The sequence below is a fragment of the Lachnoclostridium phocaeense genome (genome assembly GCF_959599685.1).
Lineage (GTDB): Bacteria > Bacillota > Clostridia > Lachnospirales > Lachnospiraceae > Claveliimonas > Claveliimonas monacensis.
This window is the reverse complement of record NZ_CAUGIN010000035.1, coordinates 1-23,188: the sequence shown is the minus strand read 5'-3', so window position 1 is coordinate 23,188 and position 23,188 is coordinate 1. Positions and strand designations below refer to the sequence as shown.

28 protein-coding genes and 2 tRNA genes are annotated in these 23,188 nt (G+C 52.2%); 1 reads left to right on the top strand and 29 read right to left on the bottom strand.

Annotated elements, in window-relative coordinates:
- Positions 1 to 191 precede the first annotated feature (191 nt).
- From Q5911_RS13000 to Q5911_RS12905, 20 genes are all read right to left on the bottom strand, one after another.
- Entirely contained in the window at positions 192 to 338 is a 147-nt protein-coding gene (locus Q5911_RS13000; protein WP_162990697.1) for a hypothetical protein, read from the bottom strand.
- Positions 335 to 715 (bottom strand): TnpV protein, encoded by a 381-nt coding sequence (locus Q5911_RS12995; protein WP_087165596.1) that lies wholly within the window; start codon positions 713 to 715, stop codon positions 335 to 337. Before Q5911_RS12995 ends, Q5911_RS13000 begins: the two co-directional genes overlap by 4 nt.
- 254 nt (positions 716 to 969) lie before the next feature.
- Complete coding sequence (locus Q5911_RS12990; RefSeq protein ID WP_303183376.1) at positions 970 to 1,455, bottom strand: hypothetical protein; 486 nt, start codon at positions 1,453 to 1,455, stop codon at positions 970 to 972.
- 130 nt (positions 1,456 to 1,585) lie between these two features.
- Positions 1,586 to 1,659: transfer RNA gene (locus Q5911_RS12985), tRNA-Pro, on the bottom strand.
- A gap of 54 nt (positions 1,660 to 1,713) precedes the next feature.
- A tRNA-Gln gene (locus tag Q5911_RS12980) sits at positions 1,714 to 1,784 on the bottom strand.
- 373 nt (positions 1,785 to 2,157) lie between these two features.
- Positions 2,158 to 3,372 (bottom strand): LL-diaminopimelate aminotransferase, encoded by a 1,215-nt coding sequence (locus Q5911_RS12975; protein ID WP_303183374.1) that lies wholly within the window; start codon positions 3,370 to 3,372, stop codon positions 2,158 to 2,160.
- A 31-nt stretch (positions 3,373 to 3,403) separates the two neighbouring features.
- Positions 3,404 to 4,270: a diaminopimelate epimerase gene (gene dapF, locus Q5911_RS12970; protein ID WP_303183372.1), complete on the bottom strand. Its 867-nt coding sequence runs from the start codon at positions 4,268 to 4,270 to the stop codon at positions 3,404 to 3,406.
- 229 nt (positions 4,271 to 4,499) lie between these two features.
- On the bottom strand, positions 4,500 to 4,745 hold the full coding sequence (locus Q5911_RS12965; protein ID WP_281724883.1) for a TM1266 family iron-only hydrogenase system putative regulator: 246 nt from the start codon (positions 4,743 to 4,745) through the stop codon (positions 4,500 to 4,502).
- 25 nt (positions 4,746 to 4,770) lie between these two features.
- Positions 4,771 to 5,979: an FprA family A-type flavoprotein gene (locus tag Q5911_RS12960; RefSeq protein ID WP_303183370.1), complete on the bottom strand. Its 1,209-nt coding sequence runs from the start codon at positions 5,977 to 5,979 to the stop codon at positions 4,771 to 4,773.
- A 128-nt stretch (positions 5,980 to 6,107) separates the two neighbouring features.
- Entirely contained in the window at positions 6,108 to 7,451 is a 1,344-nt protein-coding gene (locus tag Q5911_RS12955) for a sensor histidine kinase (protein WP_076776202.1), read from the bottom strand.
- A gap of 8 nt (positions 7,452 to 7,459) precedes the next feature.
- Positions 7,460 to 8,134 carry a winged helix-turn-helix domain-containing protein gene (locus tag Q5911_RS12950; RefSeq protein ID WP_076776200.1) on the bottom strand — a complete coding sequence of 225 codons (675 nt, stop codon included), beginning with the start codon at positions 8,132 to 8,134 and terminating at the stop codon, positions 7,460 to 7,462.
- A gap of 22 nt (positions 8,135 to 8,156) precedes the next feature.
- Positions 8,157 to 8,813: a phosphate signaling complex protein PhoU gene (phoU, locus tag Q5911_RS12945; protein WP_226394309.1), complete on the bottom strand. Its 657-nt coding sequence runs from the start codon at positions 8,811 to 8,813 to the stop codon at positions 8,157 to 8,159.
- A gap of 3 nt (positions 8,814 to 8,816) precedes the next feature.
- Positions 8,817 to 9,566, bottom strand: a complete 750-nt coding sequence (gene pstB, locus Q5911_RS12940; protein ID WP_076776197.1) for a phosphate ABC transporter ATP-binding protein PstB — start codon at positions 9,564 to 9,566, stop codon at positions 8,817 to 8,819.
- Between the two features lie 14 nt (positions 9,567 to 9,580).
- Complete coding sequence (pstA, locus tag Q5911_RS12935) at positions 9,581 to 10,441, bottom strand: phosphate ABC transporter permease PstA (RefSeq protein WP_033125695.1); 861 nt, start codon at positions 10,439 to 10,441, stop codon at positions 9,581 to 9,583.
- The gene (pstC, locus tag Q5911_RS12930; RefSeq protein ID WP_076776194.1) at positions 10,434 to 11,327 is read right to left on the bottom strand and encodes a phosphate ABC transporter permease subunit PstC; all 894 of its coding nucleotides are present in this window, start codon (positions 11,325 to 11,327) and stop codon (positions 10,434 to 10,436) included. Before pstC ends, pstA begins: the two co-directional genes overlap by 8 nt.
- 32 nt (positions 11,328 to 11,359) lie before the next feature.
- Positions 11,360 to 12,274, bottom strand: coding sequence for a substrate-binding domain-containing protein (locus tag Q5911_RS12925; RefSeq protein WP_076776192.1), 915 nt, complete (start codon positions 12,272 to 12,274; stop codon positions 11,360 to 11,362).
- Positions 12,275 to 12,534: 260 nt separating this feature from the next.
- Positions 12,535 to 13,422, bottom strand: coding sequence for a YitT family protein (locus tag Q5911_RS12920; RefSeq protein WP_303183363.1), 888 nt, complete (start codon positions 13,420 to 13,422; stop codon positions 12,535 to 12,537).
- An 88-nt stretch (positions 13,423 to 13,510) separates the two neighbouring features.
- Positions 13,511 to 14,161 carry a GTP pyrophosphokinase gene (locus Q5911_RS12915; RefSeq protein ID WP_076776190.1) on the bottom strand — a complete coding sequence of 217 codons (651 nt, stop codon included), beginning with the start codon at positions 14,159 to 14,161 and terminating at the stop codon, positions 13,511 to 13,513.
- Between the two features lie 164 nt (positions 14,162 to 14,325).
- A complete protein-coding gene (locus Q5911_RS12910; protein WP_076776188.1) occupies positions 14,326 to 14,850 on the bottom strand; it encodes a cob(I)yrinic acid a,c-diamide adenosyltransferase in 525 nt (174 codons plus the stop codon).
- Positions 14,851 to 14,944: 94 nt separating this feature from the next.
- Complete coding sequence (locus tag Q5911_RS12905; RefSeq protein ID WP_281724835.1) at positions 14,945 to 15,460, bottom strand: cysteine hydrolase family protein; 516 nt, start codon at positions 15,458 to 15,460, stop codon at positions 14,945 to 14,947.
- Between the two features lie 391 nt (positions 15,461 to 15,851).
- Here Q5911_RS12905 and Q5911_RS12900 point away from each other — a divergent pair, with 391 nt between their 5' ends.
- Positions 15,852 to 16,118: a hypothetical protein gene (locus Q5911_RS12900; protein WP_087174284.1), complete on the top strand. Its 267-nt coding sequence runs from the start codon at positions 15,852 to 15,854 to the stop codon at positions 16,116 to 16,118.
- Positions 16,119 to 16,148: 30 nt separating this feature from the next.
- On the opposite strand, the gene Q5911_RS12895 is transcribed toward Q5911_RS12900, so the two are convergent.
- From Q5911_RS12895 to Q5911_RS12855, 9 genes are all read right to left on the bottom strand, one after another.
- Positions 16,149 to 17,609 carry an ABC transporter permease gene (locus Q5911_RS12895; RefSeq protein WP_303183358.1) on the bottom strand — a complete coding sequence of 487 codons (1,461 nt, stop codon included), beginning with the start codon at positions 17,607 to 17,609 and terminating at the stop codon, positions 16,149 to 16,151.
- Entirely contained in the window at positions 17,578 to 19,119 is a 1,542-nt protein-coding gene (locus tag Q5911_RS12890; protein ID WP_087174282.1) for a COG1361 S-layer family protein, read from the bottom strand. The genes Q5911_RS12895 and Q5911_RS12890 overlap by 32 nt, the downstream gene beginning before the upstream one ends.
- The gene (locus Q5911_RS12885; protein ID WP_087174281.1) at positions 19,103 to 19,822 is read right to left on the bottom strand and encodes an ABC transporter ATP-binding protein; all 720 of its coding nucleotides are present in this window, start codon (positions 19,820 to 19,822) and stop codon (positions 19,103 to 19,105) included. The genes Q5911_RS12890 and Q5911_RS12885 overlap by 17 nt, the downstream gene beginning before the upstream one ends.
- Positions 19,823 to 19,967: 145 nt before the next feature.
- Positions 19,968 to 20,324, bottom strand: coding sequence for a stage V sporulation protein AE (spoVAE, locus tag Q5911_RS12880; RefSeq protein ID WP_076776180.1), 357 nt, complete (start codon positions 20,322 to 20,324; stop codon positions 19,968 to 19,970).
- A gap of 1 nt (position 20,325) precedes the next feature.
- The gene (locus Q5911_RS12875) at positions 20,326 to 21,360 is read right to left on the bottom strand and encodes a stage V sporulation protein AD (RefSeq protein WP_303183353.1); all 1,035 of its coding nucleotides are present in this window, start codon (positions 21,358 to 21,360) and stop codon (positions 20,326 to 20,328) included.
- A complete protein-coding gene (locus Q5911_RS12870; protein ID WP_076776178.1) occupies positions 21,357 to 21,824 on the bottom strand; it encodes a SpoVA/SpoVAEb family sporulation membrane protein in 468 nt (155 codons plus the stop codon). Before Q5911_RS12870 ends, Q5911_RS12875 begins: the two co-directional genes overlap by 4 nt.
- 48 nt (positions 21,825 to 21,872) lie before the next feature.
- Entirely contained in the window at positions 21,873 to 22,295 is a 423-nt protein-coding gene (locus Q5911_RS12865) for a stage V sporulation protein AB (RefSeq protein ID WP_226394315.1), read from the bottom strand.
- Entirely contained in the window at positions 22,255 to 22,941 is a 687-nt protein-coding gene (locus tag Q5911_RS12860) for a stage V sporulation protein AA (RefSeq protein WP_226394316.1), read from the bottom strand. The genes Q5911_RS12865 and Q5911_RS12860 overlap by 41 nt, the downstream gene beginning before the upstream one ends.
- Complete coding sequence (locus tag Q5911_RS12855; protein ID WP_076776171.1) at positions 22,911 to 23,111, bottom strand: hypothetical protein; 201 nt, start codon at positions 23,109 to 23,111, stop codon at positions 22,911 to 22,913. The genes Q5911_RS12860 and Q5911_RS12855 overlap by 31 nt, the downstream gene beginning before the upstream one ends.
- Between the last annotated feature and the right edge of the window lie 77 nt (positions 23,112 to 23,188).

Sequence of the window (23,188 nt, the reverse complement as noted above, 5' to 3'; positions counted from 1 at the left end):
GCTGATTTTCAACCTCTATTCGAGAAAAAATGGGGTGCGCTATCAACAATTCAGGTCGAATCATCTATTCCGCCGTGTAGACATTTAGAGGTCAAAAAGGCGTGATTTTAAGCCGTTTCCAGAGCCTAAACTTTGAGGGGCAAAGTGTTTGTACCTTACCCCTCGTTTTTGCGTCTGAAAGCGTTACAGGCTCATTTTTGCAGCTTTATCATTACCTCGTCTATAAGGTCTGTATATCTGCCCTGCGCCAGCAGCTTATTGCGGTACGCAAGCAGGGCGTTAAAAACATACCGTCTTTCTTCTGCCGTCAAATAAAGGTGGTATTTCTTCTTTCTCATACGAAGATCACCTCGGCATTGACGGTTTCCGTAACCGCCAACCGGAGGGCGTTCATTCTCTGCACCCACTCCATTTGATTGTCGGTTTTCAGCGTTTCGGTAATGCCCTCACGCTCTGCCCGCTGCTTCATAAGACGGTCAAACAGCTCCTGCGCCTGTTCCTCAACATCGGCAAGGTAGGAATGCAGCCTGCCGCTTGTCAAAAGACTGGTATAAAGCGCCTTTTTATGCTCACGGATATACCGCAAATGCCGCTGCCCCCATACGCCGATGTGCCGTTCTTCTTTTTCGGTTGGTAGTTCCAAGCAGGGGATATAATAATCGCCCCATAGCTCATACCAAAGACCGTTTTGCTCGTTGTAGATGTACTGTTTCATTTTGTAATCCTCCAAAATTATATATTCGCACATACATCACAGTTTCCCGATTGCCACACTCTGTTATATCTTGTTATGAGATTTTCTTGCCCTTGTATTTGCCCTTATGAGCAAGGAGAGAAAGAGTAAACTTGTGTGTAACCGTATAAAGAGATAAGGAGAATACATTGCGATAAATCCTTTATTTTCAGGGCTTTTGGAGGATTTTATTAAAACACTGTAACCTCTGTTGAGAGGTCATAATTTACTGATATTCAAATTCCAATTTTTCTTCCATATTTGTTATCCCATTCCTTCTTTTCGTATCTCTTTTTTACTGCCTCTGAAAGTTGGTCTTCTGTTATACAAAACCCTCTATTTTGTTGATTAACTATTTCGTTTAATTCCGCTAATGCAAGTCTATTTGCGTCTTGTATAAAACTGTCACCTTTATATTCTACTACTTTTAGTATCTTTACATGTATTTCATATCCTTTACTCAAAAAACTTTCTATATTTTTTTGTACATCTGTTTTTCTAACCCCTCGTAAATAATCGTATATATGACCACAAAACATTCTAGTAAAAATGTTATTCGATTTCCCAATATAAAAAGGAATTTCTTCGTTTTCTTTTTTAGCAAAAAAGCCGTATACTCCTCTAATGCAACTATTTAGCTTTATTCCATCTTCTACAAATATCTTATGTGACTTAGCATTTGAAATTCTTTTCAAAAACTCTTTTTCTTCTTTATCTGTCATATGCTTATCCTTTCGACACCTCTAAATTCGTTTCACTTCCACTACCCAAAGTATAATTCCATCTTCCAGGATGTACAACAAAAAAATACCACAAACCCAATCTCATAGGTTTGTGGTATTCATCAAAAAATCGGAGTGACAGGATTTGAACCTGCGACCTCTACGTCCCGAACGTAGCGCTCTACCAAGCTGAGCCACACTCCGTTAATATTGACCGAAACTTCTTTTTACAGAAGTTCCGGTTCCCCTGCCAAGGAACTACGGATAGAGGACTCGAACCTCTACTAACAGAGTCAGAGTCTGCTGTGCTGCCATTACACCAATCCGCATTACTAAGCTTCTGTGTTCGTTTTGTTCAGCGAACAAATATTATTATAGCAGGCTTTTCCAAAAAAGCAAGCCTTTTTTTAACTTTTTTTATTTTTTTGTCAAAAGATTATCTATCTATTTTCCCACCCGCACTATTTTTGCAGTTTTCTCTATTGTGTATCACGTTTTTCGGAGGCACCTGCCATTGTTTTCCCAGATACACTCTGCTTTCATTTGCCTGTATTTCCGGCTTTTCCGGCATACAGGCAATATATTTGTCACGCAGTATATCTGTCAGGAATTGTGTGCGTTCAGATTACAATTTACACAATTCCCCACCATAAAAGGTAATCGGGGACGTAATACTTTTTAAAAGTATTACGTCCCCGATTACTACATTTTCTTTATCCTCTCGATAGCTGCCACTGTGTTCTCGTAGCTGCCGAAAGCTGTCAGCCGGAAGTAGCCTTCTCCACTGGGGCCAAAGCCTGAGCCTGGTGTGCCAACAACGCCGGCCTTCTCCAGCAGGTGATCGAAGAACTGCCAGGATGTCATGCCGGCCGGTGTCTCCAGCCAGATGTACGGAGCGTTGACGCCACCGGATACATTGTAGCCTGCGTCTTTCAGTCCCTGGTAGATGACTTTTGCATTGTTCATGTAGTAAGCCACCTGCTCTTTCAGCTGTGCTTTTCCTGCCTCCGAGTAGACAGCCTCGCCGGCCTTCTGCACGATATAGGGCGCGCCGTTGTATTTTGTGCCGTGGCGTCTTGCCCACAGAGAGTGAAGCATCACATCTCCGGACTTAATGTCTTTCGGTACAATGGTGGCTCCCAGGCGGACGCCTGTAAACCCTGCGTTTTTTGAGAAGCTGCGCAGCTCGATGGCGCAGGTTCTTGCACCCTCGCACTCATAGATGCTGTGAGGTACGCCGTCCTCGGAAATGTAGGCCTCGTAAGCTGCATCGTAAATGATGACAGCTCCCACTTTATTGGCGTAGTCCACCCACTCCTGGAGCTGAGCCTTTGTGATGGTTGAACCTGTGGGGTTGTTGGGGAAGCACAGGTAAATGATGTCCGGCGTCTCTTTTGGAAGCTCCGGCGCAAAATTGGTCTCCTTTGTACAGGGCATGTAGATCACATCGCTCCATGTCTCTGTAGCCGGATCATAGGTGCCTGTGCGGCCTGCCATGACGTTGGTGTCCACGTATACCGGATATACCGGGTCGCACACAGCGATCTTATTGTCCTTTGCAAAAATCTCCTGGATATTTCCGGAGTCACATTTTGCCCCGTCAGAAATAAAAATCTCGTCTGCCTTTATATCACAGCCTCTGTCCTGGTAATCATTTTTTGCCATGGCGCTTCTGAGAAACTCATAGCCAAGATCCGGGGCATAGCCGTGAAAGGTCTCTGCGTGAGCCATCTCATCCACTGCACCGTGAAGCGCGTCAATGATGGCCGGAGCCAGCGGCTGGGTCACATCACCGATGCCCAGACGGATAATGGATTTTTCCGGGTTGGCTTCCTGGTAGGCTGCCACTTTTTTTCCAATAGTGGAAAAAAGATAGCTGCCCGGCAGTTTCAGATAGTCTTCATTTACTTTAAACATCTCTTGTATTCTCCTTCTCTTTTAAATTCTATTATACCTCGCCGTCAAACACGTGGACAGCGGGCCCTGTCAGCAGAATTTCGTTGGTGTCCTCCCTCCACTCTGCCAGCAGTTCTCCTCCTTTTAATTTTACAGTAACCTGGCGGTCTGTCAAGTAATTTAATACCCCGGCCGCCAGAGCCGCGCAGGCCCCGGTGCCGCAAGAAAGGGTTTCCCCGCTTCCCCGCTCCCACACTCTCACTGTCAGTGTCCTTCTGTCCTCCACCTGTACGAACTCCACGTTCACCCTTTTCGGGAACCGCCCGTGGTACTCGATAGCAGGGCCAAGCCACTGCAGATCCAGCCCTTTCACACGCTCTGTAAAAATGACAGTGTGGGGATTGCCCATGGAAAGAGCCGTCATCCGGTATGAGGCTCCGTTGACTCTGACATCCTCGCTGATCATGTAAGTGTGCTCCGAGATAGCCGGCACCTGGTCCGCCTCCAGAACGGGCCGGCCCATATTCACTTCCACCGCAGTAATGGCTTCTCTCCCTCCAGTCTTCTTTCGGGCGTTTTCCGTTCCTGGCAAACCGTTCAGCAGGCGGAGGTGCCGGATACCGGCCCGGGTCTGGATATCCAGCTCTTTTTTGTCTGTCATCCCACGGTCATAGACGTATTTCCCCAGGCAGCGGATGCCGTTCCCGCACATCTCTCCCGGCGAGCCGTCCGCATTGTACATCTCCATGGCAAAATCTGCTTTCCCGGAGGGGCAGATCAGTATGAGTCCGTCCGCCCCCACCCCTAAATGCCTGTCACTGAGCCGCCTGGCAAGGATCTCCGGCTCCCGCACGTTTTCTTCCAGGCAATTCACATAGATATAATCATTCCCTGTTCCCTGCATTTTCGTAAATTTCATAGGCTTTTTATTCTGCTCCTGCATTTTCTTTCTTGTTTCATATATACGGCCAGCCCTCTCTGTTTTAGAAGCACTCACCCCATATAGCAGGAGTAGTCTCGGCAATACTGTAAAAAAACAGGCAGGAGCCCCCTGCCTTCTCCATACAGTTCTTTCAGAGAAAGCAGGGGAACTCCCGCCTTTGGGATTAAAGTATATCTATGCTGGACAGGAACACCCCTGTCTCATGTCACACTTTTGCCGTCAATGTCTTGGCTGTCACGCCGGGCTGCATGCCCAGCTTCCCGGAAAGGGCACTGGTCACGTCCCCGGGGGCGTCCATCACCACACTGATGATCGACACATTTCTCTGCCTGTACGGGATGCCCATCCTGCCTACAATGTACTGTCTGTACTCATGGAGCAGGTCATTCACTGCAGCAGCAGCCTGCTCATCCCTCACAATGATGCTGACCACAACCACTTTATTTTCCATGGCGTCCTCCTTTGCCTTCTCCATTCTACATGGCCTCCACGATCTGCTGCGCAAATGCGTCCAGCTCTGTCTCTCTGCCATTCTGAAGAGTTGACTTGATGGAAATCTTTGTGTCCAAAAGGGAGATATTCTTCATCTCCTCCAGCTTTGCTGTGATCAGTCGCCCGGAAGCAGCTGCCCAGGTACCATTTTCCATAAGGGCCACTGTCCGGTTCTGTACGGAAAGCGCCTTCATATCCTCCAGAAGGTCTGCCATCGGAGGATAGATACCTCCGTTGTACGTGGAGCATGCCAGCACCACGTGGCTGCACCGGAAGATCTCAGAGATAAGCTCTGACACATGTGTCCGGGACACATCGTACATTTTTATATCTTTTACGCCCTTTTCAGTCAGGCGGGCAGCCAGTGCGTCCGCCGCATTTTCCGTATTTCCGTAGATCGATCCGTACACGATCACAACAGCCTTGTCCTCCGGCTCATACCGGCTCCACTTGTCATACTTGTCAATGAACCATTCCAGATCCTTTCTCCACACCGGTCCGTGGAGAGGGCAGATCATCTGAATATCCAGAGCTGCCGCCTTCTTAAGAAGGGCCTGCACCTGGACACCATATTTCCCTACAATATTGGCGTAATATCTTCTGGCATCCGGCAGCCACTCCCGCTCAAAGTCCACCTCGTCGCTGAAGAGTTTTCCGTTCAGGGCGCCAAATGTACCGAAGGCGTCTGCCGCAAAAAGGATCTTGTCCTTCTCATCGTAGGTGACCATGACTTCCGGCCAGTGCACCATAGGAGCCATGAGAAAATGAAGAGTGTGGGATCCGGTCGTTAATGTGTCGCCCTCTTTCACAGCCATCATACGCTCCCCGGCGTCAAAAACGCTGACATCATAAAACTGGCCGATCATCTGGAGAGCCTTGACACTGCCCACCACCTTAGCCTGAGGATACGCCCTCATAATATCAACAATGGTGCCGCAGTGATCCGGCTCCATGTGCTGTACGATCAGGTAGTCGAGAGAACGTCCCTTCAGCGCGTAAGCCACATTTTCAAGAAACTGCTGTGACATGCCGCTGTCAACTGTATCCATCAGCACGGTCTTCTCATCCAGGATCACATAAGAATTGTAGGAGACTCCGCGGGGGATGGGGAACAGGTTCTCAAAAAGAGCCAGTCTTCTGTCATTGCAGCCTGCCCATACAACATCGTCCGTTACTTTTCTTGTAATCTGCATATACTAAACCTCCTGTTTATCTATCCGCTTTTTGCCTTCCTATTATAACATACTTATTCTTCCGTGTATGCTGAATTTTTTGCGGATTTTTCGCAACATGGCGGCAATTTATACAAAAAAGACAGGTCTTATGAAACCTGTCCTTTGTCTTCCTTCTCTTTCCCGAAAGTCAGCTCCATCCTGGTACCCTTTCCAAGACTGCTGTCCACATGGATCGTTGCATTGTGGAGAAGCGCTCCGTGTTTGACAATGGAAAGTCCAAGCCCGGTGCCGCCTGTTTCCTTGGAGTGGCTTTTATCCACTCTGTAAAAGCGCTCAAAGATCCGCTCCTGCTGATCCTCGGGTATGCCGATCCCGGTGTCCGTGACGATCACTTTCACGCCCTTCAGAGTCCTGCCCACCCAGACGTCTACCTTGCCGCCCAGCTTATTGTATTTGATGGCGTTCTCACAGATATTGTAGATCATCTCATTGAGAACCTGGCGGATTCCCACGACGCTGACAGGCTCCCCGGAGACCTCCACATGCACACTGTGCTTCTCCGCCTTGTGGGCAAGCCTTGAACACACTTCCCGCGTAAGGGAATACAGATCCACCTCTTCTTTTTCCACTTCCACGCCGCCTTCATCCAGCTTGGAAAGCCGTATGATATCTTCGATGAGCACAATAAGGCGGCTGGCCTCATTGTAGATCCTCTCAGAAAATCCACGCACGTCCTCGGGTTTTACAAGCCCGTTCATCATGATCTCCGCGTATCCGGAAATGGACGTGAGAGGCGTCTTCAGCTCATGGGAGACATTGGCTGAAAACTCTTTTCTCATATTTGCGATTGCTTCTTTTTCCTTGTTCTGCTTATCCATACTTTCTAACAACGGTGTCAGTTCCTCATAAACATCATTTTCCAGCGGATGTTCCAGATCCAGTTTGTTGATAGGTTCTATCAGTTTTGATACCTGCCACTTTGAAAGCAGCCAGGCAAAAAGGATCATCAGCGCCGCAATCCCCGCCAGTACAGGAAGAATCTGCATAGCCGATCCGAGAGCACTGGCCATTGTCTTTGACACGCGCAGAACCGTTCCATCGGAAAGCTGTTTTGCATAGTAGAACATTTCCTGCTTTATTGTGTCAGACCTCCGGATATCCTGCCCTTCCCCGCTGCCAAATGCTTCCCTTACCTCAGGACGGTTTGCATGATTTTCCATTTCATCCTGCCCGTCTCCGGAGTCATAGAGAACTTTGCCGTCCCTGTCAATCCACGTCACCCTTGTACTTCTTCTCACTTCATCCATTTCATCCAGATAGCCCGTACCAGCTATCTCTATAGCTTTACAGATGTAATCCGCCTCCTGCTTCATCTCGTCTTCCATTGCGGCGACATTCTGCCGATAGACCACAAGAGTCAGAAGTGCAAATGTCACAAGCAGAGTCGTTGTAATGACCAGGGTCATGCTTCGCTGTATTTTCTGCCTCATAGTATCTCCTATTCACTCATACGGTAGCCGACTCCGCGGACAGTCTGGATCTGCTCTCCCGCATCTCCCAGCTTCTGTCTCAGAGTCCGGACATGGACATCCACCGTCCGTGTCTCCCCGTCAAAATCATACCCCCAGATATCTTCAAGGAGCTGGTCCCTTGTCAGAACAATATCCGGGTTTTTCATCATTCGCTTTAACAGCTCGAATTCTTTTAAAGTCAGCGTGACAACCCTGCCATCCGCCTGGACTTCATGTTTTTTCACATCCATGACAATATGCCCAAGTGCGATCTTGTCATCGATCTTTACGGAATTTTTGCTGCTTCTTCGCAGAACTGCCTTGATCCTTGAGATCAGCTCCATCATACCGAAAGGTTTCGTGACATAATCGTCAGCTCCCAGATCCAGTCCCATGACCTTGTCGTACTCCGTACCTTTTGCAGTCATCATGATCACAGGGATATCCTGCGTCTTCACCGATGCCTTAAGCTGTCTGAGAAGAGAAATACCATCCTCTCCGGGGAGCATGATATCAAGAAGAATAAGCTCTGGCGTCTCCAGCGCCAGAGCCTCAAGAAAACTGCTCCCATCCTCAAAGCCACGGGCCTTGAATCCTGTTGTCTCTAATGTATATATGACCAGTTCGCGGATGTTGTTGTCATCCTCTACACAAAAAATCATCAGTTTTCTCCCTTGTTACGCATTATGCCTCAACAGCCTGCGTTCCTTTGTGAACACCGGTGATGGAAAATTCCACCCACTCGGCGATATTGGTGGCATGATCGCCGATACGCTCCAGATACTTGGCGATCATGATCAGATCAACGCCCTGCTCTCCTCTGTTTCCCTCTGCGATCAGGTTGATGATACTTCTGCGGATATCGTCGAAAAGCCCGTCAATGTTATCGTCAGCTTCCATAACTTTTCTTGCAAGCTCAAGATCGCGCTCCACGTAGGCAGTCACGCTGTCATTTACCATCCTTGCCACACCTGCGGACATCTCCTCGATCTTCTTGACATCTCCCGCCTCGGACATGCCTGCGGATATAATGATCTCGGCAATGTCGGCTGTCTGGTCGCCGATACGCTCCATATCCGTGATCATCTTAAGAGCTGCGGAAATCTGGCGCAGATCCCTGGCCACCGGCTGCTGCTGAAGAAGAAGCTTCAGGCAGAGACGCTCAATATCCTTCTCCATCTGATCGATCTCCTCATCTGCGGCCATGACTTTCTTTGCCTGTTCCAGGTTTCCCTCCACAAGGGCCTTTGTCACCCGGTTGATGGCCAGTTCGCAGAGCTCTCCCATACGTGTCAGTTGTTCGTTGAGCAGCTCAAGCTGCATATCAAATTTATTACGCATATCCTAACCAAACCTCCCTGTGATATAATCTTCTGTTCTCTTGTCTGAGGGGATGGAGAACAGTTTCTCTGTATCATTGTACTCAATGACCTCACCCAGCAGGAAAAATGCTGTATTGTCAGACACACGCACGGCCTGCTGCATGTTGTGTGTGACCATGACAATAGTATAGTCCTTTTTCAGCTCCATCGCAAGGTCTTCGATCTTGGAGGTGGAGATGGGGTCCAGGGCGGATGTGGGCTCATCCATGAGGAGCACCTCAGGCTCCACAGCCAGGGCTCTGGCGATACACAGCCTCTGCTGCTGTCCGCCGGACATGCCAAGGGCGCTGGTCTTGAGACGGTCCTTGCACTCATCCCAGATTGCTGCATTCCGCAGGGATTTCTCCACGATGTCATCCAGCTTTGACTTGGAGTGCACGCCGTGGGTCCTGGGACCGTAGGCGATGTTGTCGTAAATGCTCATGGGGAAGGGATTGGGCTTCTGGAACACCATTCCCACACGCTTTCTCAGCAGATTGACATCCATCCCTTTGAAGATGTTCTGTCCGTCCAGCTCGATGCTCCCTTCGATCCGGCAGCCCTCCACCAGGTCGTTCATGCGGTTGATAGATTTTAACAGGGTAGATTTCCCGCATCCGGAAGGTCCGATAAAAGCGGTAATCTTATTGGCTTCTATTTCAAGATTTACATTTTTCAGAGCCTTGAAGTCACTGTAGTACAAGTCAAGGTTCTTAATACTTATCTTCGACATTTCCTTTACCTTTCCTATGCTTTAGTCAGTTTTCTTGCGATCACGCTTGACAGCGCGTTGATGCCTACAACGAGGACGAGCAGGATGACTGCCGTCGCGTACGCCTGGTCCATGTAGAGACCTTCACTGGACAGATTGTACATGTGCACAGCCAGTGTACGTCCGGAACCGAACACGCTGGTGGGCACCTGTGCCACTGTACCGGCAGTGTAGATCAGAGCGGCTGTCTCGCCTACGATACGTCCGATGGCCAGGATGATACCTGCCAGGATACCGGGGATGGCAGACGGAAGCACGATGCGGAACACGGTCCGCAGCTTACCTGCCCCCAGCCCGAAGCTTCCCTCACGGTAGGAGTCCGGAACTGCCTTTAACGCCTCCTCCGTGGTCCTCATGATAAGCGGAAGGATCATGATGGACAGGGTAAACGCACCGGCCAGGAGTGAGAAGCCCCACCCCAGCGTGTTTACGAAGAAGAGCATACCAAACAGGCCGTACACGATGGAGGGAATACCGGAAAGTGTTTCTGTTGTAAGACGTATGACCTCCACGAACTTGTTGCCCTTGCCGGCATATTCCACAAGGAAAATAGCGGAAAAGATACCAAAGGGGATGGCAATGATCAGGGAGAGCAGCGTCATGATCACTGTGTTGATGAGGGCCGGCACTACCGACGCGTTCTCAGAGGAATATTCCAGCGAGAACAGGGACGGGGTGATGTGGGGCAGCCCGTTTACAAGGATGTATACGATCAGGAAGATCAGCACCGCAAAGGTAATGACCGCCGCGAGCATAACAAGAAGGAATACCACGAAGGAGCCCGGATGCTTCAGATAGGTATTGAACTTATCTTTTATTGTCATTTTATTACTCATGGTCCGCCCCCCTCTTAAGTAATGCCACGCTGAAGTTGATGATCAGGATGAACACAAAGAGCACAACGCCTGTAGCGATCAGCGCTTCTCTGTGCAGCCCTGTAGCATAGCCCATCTCCAGAACGATGTTTCCTGTCAGGGTACGGATACCCTGGAGGATGCTGGCTGTCAGACGGGGCTGGTTGCCCACGATCATGATGACTGCCATGGTCTCGCCGATAGCCCGGCCGATGCCCAGGACAATGCCTGCGATCACACCTGATTTTGCCGCCGGGATGATGACCCGGAAGATACTTCTCTCCTTTGTCGCTCCCAGAGCGAGAGAGCCCTCATAGTAGTGGGCGGGCACCGCTCTCATGGCGCTCTCTGTTGTGCCGATGATGGTCGGGAGGATCATCATGCCGAGGATAAGGGAGGTAGTCAGGATGCTGTTTCCGTCTCCCGCACGGTCCACCAGTCCCAGGCTCTTTAATGTCCGTCCGAACTCGCGGATGAGCGGCACAACGACCACCAGGCCGAAAAAGCCGTACACAACGGACGGGATGCCTGCCAGCAGCTCCGTGGCAGCCTTCAGCGGTTTATAGATCTGCTTCGGACAGTACATAGCCATGAAGACAGAGGTGAGTATACCGATGGGCACACCGAAGATGATGGCCCCCGCTGTCACATAGAGACTTCCGATGATCATCGGGAAGATGCCGAACAGCTCATTGTTCGGGCGCCAGATATCACCCGTAATAAACTTTACAAATCCGATTTCACCAATTGCAGGGATGCCATTTGCAAAAAGAAAGATACAAATGAGTGCTACCGCCAGCACCGAAGCGCAGGCGGCAACTAAGAACACTCCCTGCATGAATTTTTCAGTCCATGCTTTAGATTTCATTTTTTACTTTTTCCTCTTATCTTATAGTAGGATTACTCAGCAATCTCATCCCAGGAGAATACTTCGCCTGTGTAGATCTGTTTTACCTGGTCAGATGTCATCTCGTCTGTCGGGTTGTTGTTGTTTACGATGACTGCAATACCGTCTGTAGCGATCACGGTCGGTGTAAGCTCAGCAGCCTCATCCTCCTTCAGCTCTCTGGATGCCATACCGATGTCGTAGCTTCCCTCGATAGTGGATGTCATACCTGTTGTGGAGTCAGATGTCTGGAGCTCGATGTTAGCGTTGGGGTTCACTTCTTTGTAAGCCTCTACCAGCTTCTCCATCAGAGGAGATACAGAAGAGGAACCACCTACTACACAGTCGCCTGCCGGTGCTGTTCCTGCATATGCCTCAACGTCTGCCACCGGGATGTAACCCTCGTCAGATACAACCTGCTGTCCCTCTGTGCTCATGATGAAGCTCATGAAGTCTGCGGCAACCTCGTTTGTGCTGTCAGGCTTTACTGCTACATTGAAAGGTCTGGATACCTTGTAGGATCCGTTCTCGATGTTCTCTGCTGTGGCCTCTGCTCCGTCAATGGAGAGAGCCTTTACGCTGTCATCCAGAGAGCCAAGAGAGATGTATCCGATCGCGTACTCGTTCTCAGCAACTGTTGTCATCATAACGGAGGTGTTGTTTGTGATCTGAGCGTCTGCTGTTGTCATGTCAACATCCTCGCCGTCTACCTCCTCAACAACGCCGAACAGCTCTGTGAAGGCGCCTCTTGTACCGGACCCGTCCTCACGGGATACGATGGTGATATCGTTGGAGGCATCCCACTCACTTGCTGTGTCTGTGCTGCCGCTGTCTGAGGATGTGTCATCAGATGAGCTGCCGCATCCTGCGAGCATGCCTGTCATCATTCCTGCTACTGCCAATACTGCCATAAACTTTTTCATTTTCATGGTTTTGATCTCCTTTTGTTTTCCTGCGAAATTTTGTTATGTATTTTCTTGACAGTAGCTATCTTATAAGAGCAATGTTAAATCTGAAATCACCCGAATGTTAAATCTACGTAAAATCCTGAAGACTTGTAGAAATCTTACTGCCAAAAAAATACCCTTCCCACACAGGGCACACCTGGTGTCCCCATATGGAAAGGATATCCATTTTTCTGCAAATTACACATTTTCATCTGTTTTAGATGCCCGGCATCCCCGGCAGGTCAGAGTCTCTTCTCAAAGTTTCCATCCACCGCGCATCCCTCTGTAAATATCATGAAGGCATGGGGGTCGATACTGTGCACGATCTGCTTGATCTGCCCCATCTCATATTTGGATATCATGACAAACAGGATGTAGGAGGTCTTGTTTGTGTAGGCACCCTCCCCGTCCCAGTTGGTGACGCCCCGGCCGAGCTGTTCCATGATGGCCCGGGAAATGCCCGTCTTTTTTGTAAAGATCATAACGCTCATATTGATATTCTGCACATGGACACGGTCAATGGCAATAGACAGGATGGTCGTGTAGATGAGCGAGTAGATGACGATCTCTATGTTGAACATGAACAGACAGATCGCGTAGACGAGCACGTTCATCATGATATTGACCCTGCCCACACTAAAGCCGGGGTATTTCTTTGTGCAGCACAGGCCGATGATGTCCTGTCCGCCGCCGGAGCTGCGCCCCCTGAGGATCAGGCCGGTACCGGTACCCGCCACGATGCCGCCGATGATGCAGGAGGTGAGGTAATCGTCTACCAGGGGGGCTGCCGGAATGGGCACGATGGTCAGGAACACACTCTGGATGCCTACGGTCACCAGCGTCTTCACCGCAAAGCCCTTCCCCAGGACCCGGTAGCCCAGGTAAAAGAGGGGGATGTTCATGATAAAGTAGATGATACCGGACAGGTCCACCCCCGCCGGCACCGGTACGTGTATCACCTGGACAATGAAGGTCCGGATCAACTGGGCGATACCCATGAAGCCCCCGTTGTAGAGTCCCAGGGGCGTGATCAGCACGTTGACGCCGAAGGCGAACAGAAAACTGCCTCCCACCGCGTAGATCCCCTGGGTGATCAGTTCTTTTTTTCTTGCATCCAGCTTACCATTCATTTCTCTTACCCCCGTATTTTTCTCATTCCTTTTTCGTTATTCGTTCCTTTTGTCTTCCTTTAGAGTAAAAGGGACTTAAGCCCTCTGCTTAAGTCCCTGACTGCTGTTCTTCCAGACACGCCTGTATCGCCTCGTTCAGCGACAGCATCTTCTCGTCCAGTGTGGAGACCATCTCCGCACATTCCCGGAGATCGCGGCTGATATATTCCGGCGCGTTTCCCTCGAATTTATAATAAATCTTGTGCTCAAGACTGGCCCAGAAATCCATCGCGATGGTCCGGATCTGGATCTCCACCTTCGTGTCCACCACGCTGTCCGACAGGAAGATGGGGACGGACACCAGCATGTGGTAGCTCTTGTACCCGCTGGGCTTTGGATTTTTGATGTAGTCCTTGATGGAGAGCACCTTCAGGTCGCTCTGATTGCCGATCATCTCAGCCAGCTTGTAGATGTCTGACGTAAATGAGCAGATCAGGCGGACCCCCGCGATGTCATTGACATACTTTACCATATTCTCAATGGATGTCTCGTATCCGTACCTTTTCAGCTTCTTGACAATGCTCTCCGCTGTCTTGATCCTGGTCTTGATATGTTCGATGGGATTGTATTGATGGACATGCTGGAATTCATCATTGAGGATCTCCAGCTTTGTCCCTACCTCCTTCAGCGCTGAAGAATAGAGGAACATGATCGTCTTCCAGCTGTCTACATCCTCATAAATCTTAAGTGGTGTTTCCATAGCTGCTATCTGTACTCCTTACTATGCCGCAGGCTGTATGTATATCCTTTTTATCTCCTGCAGCAGACTGCTTACATAATAGTATATCACAATCCGGAAACAATGTCATAGACTTCACACTTATTTAAGAAAGTAGTTATATTCGCTCCATACAGGGAGACGGCTTAAAATTCTATCCCCTCCCTGGCGCTCCTCCCCTCATCGTAGGGATGCTTCACCTTCCGCATCTCTGTGGCGTAATTGGCCATCTGCATCAGCTCATCAGACACGTGGTGGCCTGTCATGACCACCTCCAGCCCCCTGGGCTTGTGCTGCAGGAAGTGGATCAGCTTCTCCTCGCTCAGAAGCCCCAGGTCCGCCGCGCAGACTGCCTCGTCCAGGATCAGCACGTCAAAATTGATGCAGAATTTAGCGATCTCATCCAGTGCCTTTGTATTGTAATGTCTGTATTCCGCCTTCTCTTCCCTGTTCATCTGGTTGTAGAACTTCACGTGGCGTTTTCCCGGCAGACAGGTCACATTGGGGATCTGCTCCAGGATCTTTCTCTCGTTTGAAGTATTATTTTTCATAAACTGGAAGACAAGGACCTTCAGCCCGCTGCCCGCCGCCCGGATCGCCTGTCCCATGGCCGCTGTCGTCTTCCCTTTTCCGTCTCCGTAATAAATGTGTATCAGTCCGGTACCTTTCATTCCTATACCCCCTTACTGCTTCATATGCATTCCCTTATCTTCTTTTCTCTTCCATGCACTCTGTAAGCTATTTTAAAATCTATCGTCCCTGAAGTCAAGACACGATCTCCACCTGGCACATGCCCATGGTCTGAAGAGCCGCCTCGTGGCTGGCCGGTGTGACCCCCGCACAGCAGGACCTTCTCACCTTCACCTGCAGCTCCGGCGCGGCCGCCTTGATGAGAAGGGCATTGGACACCACGCAGATGTCTGTGCAGAGCCCCACCAGCTCCACCTCGCCGTAGCCTCCCTCTGCCACATACTCCATCAGCTCCAGACTCCCAAAGGCGGGCTTGTCTATCACGCGCCCGACAAACCCGCTCAGCTCATCGACGATCTCCCAGCCTTCCGTTCCCCGGATACAGTGCTCCACCGGAAGATTCCTCCCCTCCTGGGTCTGCAGATAGTCCGCCGGGTGGGTATCCCGTGTAAAGAGAACCTCCCAGCCCTCCTCCCCGGCCTTGAGGATGCGCTCCTTCACCAGGGGAACAATGGCCTGCGCCTCCTGTGTCCCCAGACTCCCGTCTACAAAATCCCTCTGCATATCCACAACGATCAAAAGCTTTTTCATGTTTATCACACCTCTTTCCTATCTTTAATAGATACACTATCCCCGGGAAATTTGCAAGTGCCACAGCCGGATATTCCCGTTTTAGATTTTCTTCACATTTTTTAGAACTTAATAATCATATCTTCATTTTTTCTTTAGATGAGTGTCACAGATTGGACATATTTCCCCTATATACTAAAACCATCAAATAAATGAAGCTGACGGGGGTACACAGATATCGGTTCTTGGATTTCCGACAGCTTCGCCTAAAGACATTAAGTTATATTTAGATAGATTTACCTTTTTTCTCTTATTTCCTTTTTTCTGAGGCAGCCGGAAGCGGCTGCCTCTTCCTTTTGTCCCATCCCGGTGCTATAATGGTTAGACAAATACCTCAGAAAGGATGGCACACATGTTTCGTTTATGGGCAAAAGAATTTAAAGGGGGGCGGATGGTGAGAGATACGGTAGTCTGCGATGGCGGCGACGACACACGCACCCACAAGATCTTCCGGGCGCTGGATGAGATATGCTATGACTTCGACCTCAGCAAGCCCATCTGGCTGGACTCCACTGTCACTGAGTTCAAGAGACACAGCAAGACCCGGTTTTATCAGGATAATTTCGTGGACTCCATCGATTTTGACTATCTGGAGATCCAGGTAATAGAAGAAGACTGATCCCAAGAGGGACCAGTCTTCTTTTTAGTCTCACCCGTTCTGTATGGCCGCAAGAGGGCTCAGCCTCATGGCCCGCAGGGCGGGGATATATCCCGCGCCCATCCCCACCAGCATGGAAAATCCCACTGCCGCCAGGACCAGCCAGGGAGGAATGAAGGATATCCCTCCTCCCACACCCATGATGTTCTTTGTGGCTGTCAGGGCATTGATGACAGTGGACACCGCAAAGCTCAGCACGCAGCCCGCCGCGCCTCCCATCAGCCCGATGAAAGCCGCCTCCAGAAGAAACATCTGGCGGATATTTTTCAGGCTGCAGCCCAGCACCTTGATGACGCCGATCTCTTTTGTCCTCTCGTAGATGGACATCATCATGGTGTTGGCGATGCCGATAGCCGCCACCAGAAGAGAGACCGCGCCGATACCTCCCAGCACTGCCTGGATGATCGCAAGCTGGCTTTTCATGCTCTTCATGAACTCAGCGTTTGTCTCCGCGTTGTATCCCATCTGGCGGATGGCCGCCGCCACGCTGTCCGCCTGGTGGATATCGTCCACCCGCACGAGAGCCTGGCTGTAGCAGAACTCCCTGTAGGGCTTTCCGGACTTTGTGACCGGCTGTCCCGGCAGGGCACGGCCTGCAAATTCCTTTTTCAGCGCCTGCTTCAGCGTGTCCAGGTCACAGTACACACTGGAGAAATGTTCGCCGTAATCCTCCTGGCCGCCCGCTACCACTCCGCTTGCCTGCACCGCATATTTTCGCACAGACTTCCCGGTTCCCGTGGCAGCGCCGCTCTCCCCGGAGCTGCTCCCAGAGGCCGGCGATGCGGCTCCGGACGCAGTCTCACCGGAGAAGCCGGCCGGGGACATACCACCTTCCCGGCTCTGGCTGTAGCCGCTCTCGTCCAGAACGAGGAACAGGGTGTCATGTGCCAGATCTATATCCGGCAGCCGTGCATATTCGTCATAGGTCCCGCCGCCCCTGCTGTCCGCAAAGGAGGAGAGGACACCGTTTCCATAGACTAGCTCCAGCTTCCCCCTGCCGCTCTCCGGCAGGCGCCCGCCGGGGGCCAGCTTTATGTTCCTGCTCTCCAGCCCCTCCGGCGTCATGCCGGTGAGCTGGACTGTCGCCTCATATCCGCCCTTCAGCAGAACAGCTGACACGGTATAGACCGGCTGCACGCTTTTTACATGCTCCATCCCCGCGAGCTGGGACACAAGCTGGTCTGTCACCTGCTTCCGCTCCTGTCCTTTCTTGCCGCCCGGGCTCCCCTCCGGGGAGCCCGACCCGGCTTCCTTCCCGGTGACAGTGATCGTGTTCAGTCCCCCTGTCTCCTCGATCTGCCGGTACATCGCTTTCTGCATGCCCAGCCCGAGAGAGAACATGACCACAATAGAGGTGGTGCCGATGATGACTCCCAGCACTGTCAGGAAGGTCCGGAGCTTTCTCTTCAGCAGACTGCTGCTACTCATCCTCAGAAGGTCCATCCAGCTCATACAGCACCTCCTCTTCCGCTGCCCTCTTCTTTCTCTTCCATATCACTGCCGCCGTCGTTCCGGCTGCGGCTGCAAGGACCGCTGCCGCCACGGGCACGAAGGGGAAGGAGGGGGCCGGTTTCATATCCGCTTCATCCCACTCTGTGGTCTCCACGGCCTCCGCGACCTCCAGCTGCAGCTCCTTTTCCGCTTTCGATATCTTGCCCGCCTCGTCCTCATAGGTTACAGTCATCTTTACCTTCTCCGGGCCCTTTGTCTTCTTCTCGCCCTCCAGCATAGCATCTATGGCAGCGCTTGCCCCCGGCTCCACACTGCCCACAAAGAGCTCCTCCTTCTTGATGCCCTTTCCTTCAAACAATGCCTTTACATTATAGAGCTTCACCCGCCCCATGTTGTAGAGGCTGCAGGATACGTTGGACTCCTCGCCGGGACTGATGACCGTAGGCGTCACCTCAAAATCACTGAACTCGAACCTCGCCTCCTGTCTGACCGGGATGGAAATGCTGGACTGAGCTTCGATCTGAGCTGCGTTCTGGTCCTCATATTTCATCGCAAGGTTTATGCTGTAGGGCTTCTGCACCAGGTCGGCCTTGGCGTTCAGCTGTATGGAAATATCCGCCGTTCCTCCTGCCCCGATCTGGTCCAGATAGAGGGAGCTGGCACCTGACGCAGGCAGGAAGGCCGGCGCCGTGGTCTGCTCATCCCGCCCTTCCGTGGGCGCTGCCAGCTCAAAGAGCAGATTGCTTACCCTGGAGGCTTTGGATGTATTTTTCAGATGGATCGTCAGCTTAAAGTCAGTCCCAGCTTTTACCTCTCCCGGGTCTGTGTCAAATCCGGTGACGATCACCCGGGGCACCGTGCCTGACGAAGCCTGCCCGCCGCCTGTCACGGGGCCGTTCTCAAAGCTCCCTGCCAGGGCCGCCATGGAGCCGCCCTCTGTCTGTACCTCTCTGGCCGCCGTCCAGCCCGCAGGGCCGTCCTGAGCGCCGCCGGCTCCCTGCCAGGACTCCCCGGCGCCTCCCTGAGGCTTTGAACCGTCAGGCTCCTTCCCGCTCTCGTTTGCAGTAACATTTACGTAGAAGGAGCTGCTGCCGCCGATGTCCTCCCCACCGGACCCTGTGGCGGACACGTCGAAGACCACCCTGTACCGCCCCGGAGCGGCATCCCCTCTGGCTGTAAATCCGAAGGAGGCCTGCCAAGTCTCCCCCGGGGCCATGCTTTCTTTTCCCTCCTCATAGCTCTGGTAATCTGTCGCAAAGGGCCACTGTCCTTCCTCGCCCTCCAGCCTGGGCACTGCTTTTATGTTTTTCAGCTCATCCGGTCCGTTGTTCTTCACCTCCAGGACAAAGGTCTTTGTCTCTCCCTGCTCATACGCGGGAACCCTGTTCTCCGGAACAGATACCTGTATCCTGGCGGCCGCGGCCCTGGACTCTCCCTGGGGCATCAGCGCCATCCCAAACACAACTGCTGCCACAGCTCCCGCTGTGATCCTCTTAAACCATTTCTTCATCTTCTGTACTCTCCTTTTTCTTTACTTCAATACTCACTATCTTCCCGTCAATGACTTTGATGATCCGGTCCGCCCAGGACGCAAGCTGGGGGTCGTGGGTGACCATTACGAGGGTGCAGCCCTGCTCCTTTACCACCTTCTGCATCAGGGCCATGATCTCCCTGGACGTGCGGGAGTCCAGGTTTCCCGTAGGCTCGTCCGCAAAGATGATCTCCGGATCTGACACGAGAGCCCGGGCCACGCCCACTCTCTGCTGCTGTCCCCCCGACATCTGATTGGGGAAATGCTTTCTGTATTTTCCAAGCTTGACCCTCTCCAGCATCAGGCGGGCCTTCGCTGTCCTCTCGCTTCTCTTCACACCCCGGAAGTTCAGGGGAAGCGCCACATTTTCCTCCGCGTCCATGGAAGCGATGAGCTGGTAGGCCTGGAAGATAAAGCCCACCCGGCGCCTGCGGAAGCTGACAAGCTGCTCCTCGTTCATCCGCTCCAGATGGTGTCCGCTGATGACCACCTCCCCTTTTGTGGGCTTTTCAAGACCCGCCAGCATATTCAGGAGCGTGGACTTCCCCGACCCGGATGTACCTACAATAGCACAGAACTCGCCCTTTTTGATCTCAAAATCCACGCCGTCCAGGGCCCGCACCGTCTCCTCGCCCAGGTAGTACAGCTTGTACAGGTTTTTTACTTGTATCACGCTCTGCACGTTCAACCCTCCTTTTATCTTTGTTCGTCCTCCCATATCCCGGTCAGAGATGAGTGCACGACAAAGTGAGGGTATCATATAAATCCTAAGGCTTTGCTGGCAATTTATTTAAGATTTTATGAAGATAAATGAATATCATTTTCAATCATTTCTTCATCTTCGGCTCAAACACGAGGGAGGCCAGGTATCCGAAGATGAGGGCGGCCGAGATGCCGGCGGCGCTGGCTTTGAAGCCTCCCAGGAAAATGCCGATAAATCCCTCCTCTTCTACCGCCTCCTTCACCCCGTTCCACAGAGTGTTCCCAAAGCCAAGCAGAGGGACAGAGGCGCCTCCCCCGGCGAACTCTGCGAAGGGCTGGTAGATCCCCAGGAATCCCAGCACCGCGCCGGTGCACACCAGAAGGACCATGACTCTCCCAGGCATGAGTTTTGTGCGGTCCAGCAGGATCTGAACGAGAGCGCAGATGGCGCCTCCCACCCAGAATGCATTGATATATTCCATCCTAATCTTCCTCCTTCCAGTCCGGGCACTGTTCCAGCACAATGCCATGGGCGATCCCCGGGACGCTGGCTCCCTCGTTGTAGCTGACCGTGGACATGAGGGCCCCGGTGGGGACAAACAGAACCCGCCTCCACTCCCCGGAAATGATCTTGGGCAGGATGTAGGAGGCCAGGGTCACGGCCGCACAGCCGCAGCCGCTCCCTCCCGCGTGGGTGTCCTGGGTCTGCTGGTCAAAGATCAGTTTCCCACAGTCCAGATGAAGACCGCTGATGTCGATCCCCCGCTCCCGCATGAGGTCCAGCAGGATGCTCTGCCCCACATATCCCAGGTCCCCGGTAATGATCCGGTCGTACTCCTGCGCCTCCCGGCCAAAGTCTTCCAGGTTGCAGGCGATCGTGTCCGCCGCCGCAGGAGCCATGCAGGCTCCCATATTCTGGGAGTCCTTGAGTCCAAAATCCACGATCTTCCCCACCGTCACACCGGCGATCCGCACAGGTCCGGGCCGGCTGCTGACGACAAAGGCCCCGCTGCCAGTGACTGTCCACTGGGCCGACAGGGGCCGCTGGCTGGCATAGCTTAAGGGAAACCGGAATTCTTTCTCCGCCGTCCCAAAGTGGCTGGATGTGACCGCCAGCATGTACTCCCCATACCCGGCCGCGGCGCTCATGGAGGCCAGGGCCAGCGCCTCCCCGGAGGTGGAGCAGGCGCCAAACAGGCCGAACATGGGAATCTGAAGCTCCTCCGCTCCCATGGATGTAGCGATCCCCTGGCGGAGAAGATCTCCCCCGTACAGACAGCGCACCTGGTCCGGTCCCACATGGGCCTTTCCCAGGGCCAGCACACAGGCCTCCTTCTGGATGCGGCTCTCCGCCTCCTCCCAGGTCTTCTCCCCGAAGAGATCATCCTCCCCGGCCATGTCAAACAGATCTCCCAGCGGGCCCTCGCTCTCCTTTTTCCCCACCACGGAAGCGCTGCTTATAATGCAGGGCGCCTCGGTGAACGCAAGGCTCTGCGCTCCCATTGTCTTCTGGATCATCGAATCACCCCCATTTCTTTCGCGATCCACCACAAAAGTCCCAGAAGGGAGCTGGTAAAGATCCCGTACAGGATCACCGGGCCGGCAATGGTGAAGATCTTGCAGCCGATCCCCATGACCTGCCCTTCTTTCTTGTATTCAATGGCAGGCGCTGCCACAGAATTGGCAAACCCTGTGATGGGGACAAGGGCCCCCGCGCCGCCCCACTTGGCGATCCTGCCGTACAGATTGACTCCTGTCAAAAGAACGCTCAAAAAGATCAGCAGGATACAGCACCAGCTGGCACTTGTATCTTTGTCAAGTCCCATCTTCTCCGCATAATTTAAAATAAATTCCCCCAGGGTGCAGATGGCACCCCCTGTAAGGAATGCCTTAACCATATTCAAAGGCAGACCGTGGACAGGTGTCTTTGTTTTCACGTAGTCCCGGTATGCCTGTACATCTTTTTCTGTTTTATTTCCCATGTCAATCTCCTCCTGCCTGTCTTTTCCCGCCGCTTCTCCCGGCAGAAACTAACTCCCCCACTGGTTCCAGAAGAACACAAACGCCCCCAGGCCTTTCCCGATAGCCATGCCCAGGATCGCCCAGGAGACGCACTTTGCCAGATTGATCCTTCGGATAAAGACCGGGAATACATTCAGCACCTCCGCCAGAGCCATAGCCCAGCATCCTGTAAAGATTCCGGCAAGCAGTCCAAAAACTGCCAGCAGCTGTCCTCCTCCCGGCAGCGGGATCTGGTAGATGAAGACCAGGTTCCCCACTGCGCCGCCCAGGGCCGCCGCATCCTCGTAGAGAAGAACATGATCCCCTGTGTGAGTCCTGTCCGCAAAATCAGCCAGGATTCCCAGCTCAATAATGAAGGAAAACAGTCCTCCCGCCACAATGATCCCGGCGCTAAGTCCCAGAATTCCCAGAACGATCTGCTGTATCCACATCTATCTCTTTCCCCTTTCTGGAATACGTCTCGATCAGCGCGTTCTGTATCTCAGCCTCATAGGTCCGCATCTGCACCTCGATAGGCGTGGGGTCCTCAGAAAAACGCTTCTTCCCGAAATGATTGAAAAAGATCAGTATGCCTGCCACAAGTCCGATACTGTAACTCAGCTCCAGGATCGTAAATCCCTGCTCTTTTGTCCCCGTGACCAGCTCATAGACCTGGCTGAAAAGCCTTGTAACATCCACATCATTGTTAAAAGCCATAATGGAGAAGGCTGCCCCCGCAAATGTCAGGACAGCCACCCCCGCCGTCTTCACATAGTGCAGTAACTTTCCTCCTGACCGGGGCTCCCTGTAGGTGACAATCACATCCGGACTTCCCAGGCTGACCACTTCAGCCTTTGGGAATTCCCCGTGTATGGCCTCCACTGCCCTAAGGACTGAGAGGGCTCTTCGCATGATCTTCTTGTTCCCGGCCGGACTCTCCCCATCCCGGAACCGGAAAAGGCGTATAGTCTTAATCTTCGCCTTCTGAAGGGCACCGGCGCACTCTATCTGAAATACATCCCCCACGGTCACAGACGGTTTGTCTACCTCCACGTTGCCGTCTGCCTTTATATAGACTGTATCTGTCCTGTCCGCCATAGTTTCTCTCCATCTGTACCCGGCAGGGCGTCTTCCGCCTCCACCAAAGTTCCTTCTGTCACACTCGTATTTTTCTTCATCTCCTGGAAATACCAGACAGCCCCCAGGATCACGGCCAGAGCCACCACACAGAGAAGGCATACCCTTATCTTTTTCCTTGCTTTCTCCATATCCATTCCTCCTTTGCTGCCGTGGTAGTGTCCAAAACTACCATGCTTTTTATTGGTTAAAGTTACGTTTTACCTTG

What these genes read in the sequence shown, in the direction of transcription:
- Q5911_RS12965 (WP_281724883.1), bottom strand. Translation starts at nt 4,745, where the DNA reads ATGGAAAATAAAGTGGTTGTGGTCAGCATCATTGTGAGGGATGAGCAG.
- Q5911_RS12875 (WP_303183353.1), bottom strand. Translation starts at nt 21,360, where the DNA reads ATGATCCAGAAGACAATGGGAGCGCAGAGCCTTGCGTTCACCGAGGCG.
- phoU (WP_226394309.1), bottom strand. Translation starts at nt 8,813, where the DNA reads ATGCGTAATAAATTTGATATGCAGCTTGAGCTGCTCAACGAACAACTG.
- Q5911_RS12900 (WP_087174284.1), top strand. Translation starts at nt 15,852, where the DNA reads ATGTTTCGTTTATGGGCAAAAGAATTTAAAGGGGGGCGGATGGTGAGA.
- Q5911_RS12870 (WP_076776178.1), bottom strand. Translation starts at nt 21,824, where the DNA reads ATGGGAAATAAAACAGAAAAAGATGTACAGGCATACCGGGACTACGTG.
- pstC (WP_076776194.1), bottom strand. Translation starts at nt 11,327, where the DNA reads ATGAAATCTAAAGCATGGACTGAAAAATTCATGCAGGGAGTGTTCTTA.
- Q5911_RS12910 (WP_076776188.1), bottom strand. Translation starts at nt 14,850, where the DNA reads ATGAAAGGTACCGGACTGATACACATTTATTACGGAGACGGAAAAGGG.
- spoVAE (WP_076776180.1), bottom strand. Translation starts at nt 20,324, where the DNA reads ATGGAATATATCAATGCATTCTGGGTGGGAGGCGCCATCTGCGCTCTC.
- Q5911_RS12950 (WP_076776200.1), bottom strand. Translation starts at nt 8,134, where the DNA reads ATGATTTTTTGTGTAGAGGATGACAACAACATCCGCGAACTGGTCATA.
- Q5911_RS12905 (WP_281724835.1), bottom strand. Translation starts at nt 15,460, where the DNA reads ATGAAAAAGCTTTTGATCGTTGTGGATATGCAGAGGGATTTTGTAGAC.
- Q5911_RS12995 (WP_087165596.1), bottom strand. Translation starts at nt 715, where the DNA reads ATGAAACAGTACATCTACAACGAGCAAAACGGTCTTTGGTATGAGCTA.
- pstA (WP_033125695.1), bottom strand. Translation starts at nt 10,441, where the DNA reads ATGAGTAATAAAATGACAATAAAAGATAAGTTCAATACCTATCTGAAG.
- Q5911_RS12865 (WP_226394315.1), bottom strand. Translation starts at nt 22,295, where the DNA reads ATGTGGATACAGCAGATCGTTCTGGGAATTCTGGGACTTAGCGCCGGG.
- Q5911_RS12975 (WP_303183374.1), bottom strand. Translation starts at nt 3,372, where the DNA reads ATGTTTAAAGTAAATGAAGACTATCTGAAACTGCCGGGCAGCTATCTT.
- Q5911_RS12925 (WP_076776192.1), bottom strand. Translation starts at nt 12,274, where the DNA reads ATGAAAATGAAAAAGTTTATGGCAGTATTGGCAGTAGCAGGAATGATG.
- Q5911_RS12895 (WP_303183358.1), bottom strand. Translation starts at nt 17,609, where the DNA reads ATGAGCTGGATGGACCTTCTGAGGATGAGTAGCAGCAGTCTGCTGAAG.
- Q5911_RS12960 (WP_303183370.1), bottom strand. Translation starts at nt 5,979, where the DNA reads ATGCAGATTACAAGAAAAGTAACGGACGATGTTGTATGGGCAGGCTGC.
- Q5911_RS12855 (WP_076776171.1), bottom strand. Translation starts at nt 23,111, where the DNA reads ATGGAGAAAGCAAGGAAAAAGATAAGGGTATGCCTTCTCTGTGTGGTG.
- Q5911_RS12860 (WP_226394316.1), bottom strand. Translation starts at nt 22,941, where the DNA reads ATGGCGGACAGGACAGATACAGTCTATATAAAGGCAGACGGCAACGTG.
- Q5911_RS12990 (WP_303183376.1), bottom strand. Translation starts at nt 1,455, where the DNA reads ATGACAGATAAAGAAGAAAAAGAGTTTTTGAAAAGAATTTCAAATGCT.
- Q5911_RS12955 (WP_076776202.1), bottom strand. Translation starts at nt 7,451, where the DNA reads ATGAGGCAGAAAATACAGCGAAGCATGACCCTGGTCATTACAACGACT.
- Q5911_RS12915 (WP_076776190.1), bottom strand. Translation starts at nt 14,161, where the DNA reads ATGGAAACACCACTTAAGATTTATGAGGATGTAGACAGCTGGAAGACG.
- pstB (WP_076776197.1), bottom strand. Translation starts at nt 9,566, where the DNA reads ATGTCGAAGATAAGTATTAAGAACCTTGACTTGTACTACAGTGACTTC.
- Q5911_RS12920 (WP_303183363.1), bottom strand. Translation starts at nt 13,422, where the DNA reads ATGAATGGTAAGCTGGATGCAAGAAAAAAAGAACTGATCACCCAGGGG.
- Q5911_RS13000 (WP_162990697.1), bottom strand. Translation starts at nt 338, where the DNA reads ATGAGAAAGAAGAAATACCACCTTTATTTGACGGCAGAAGAAAGACGG.
- Q5911_RS12890 (WP_087174282.1), bottom strand. Translation starts at nt 19,119, where the DNA reads ATGAAGAAATGGTTTAAGAGGATCACAGCGGGAGCTGTGGCAGCAGTT.
- dapF (WP_303183372.1), bottom strand. Translation starts at nt 4,270, where the DNA reads ATGAAATTTACGAAAATGCAGGGAACAGGGAATGATTATATCTATGTG.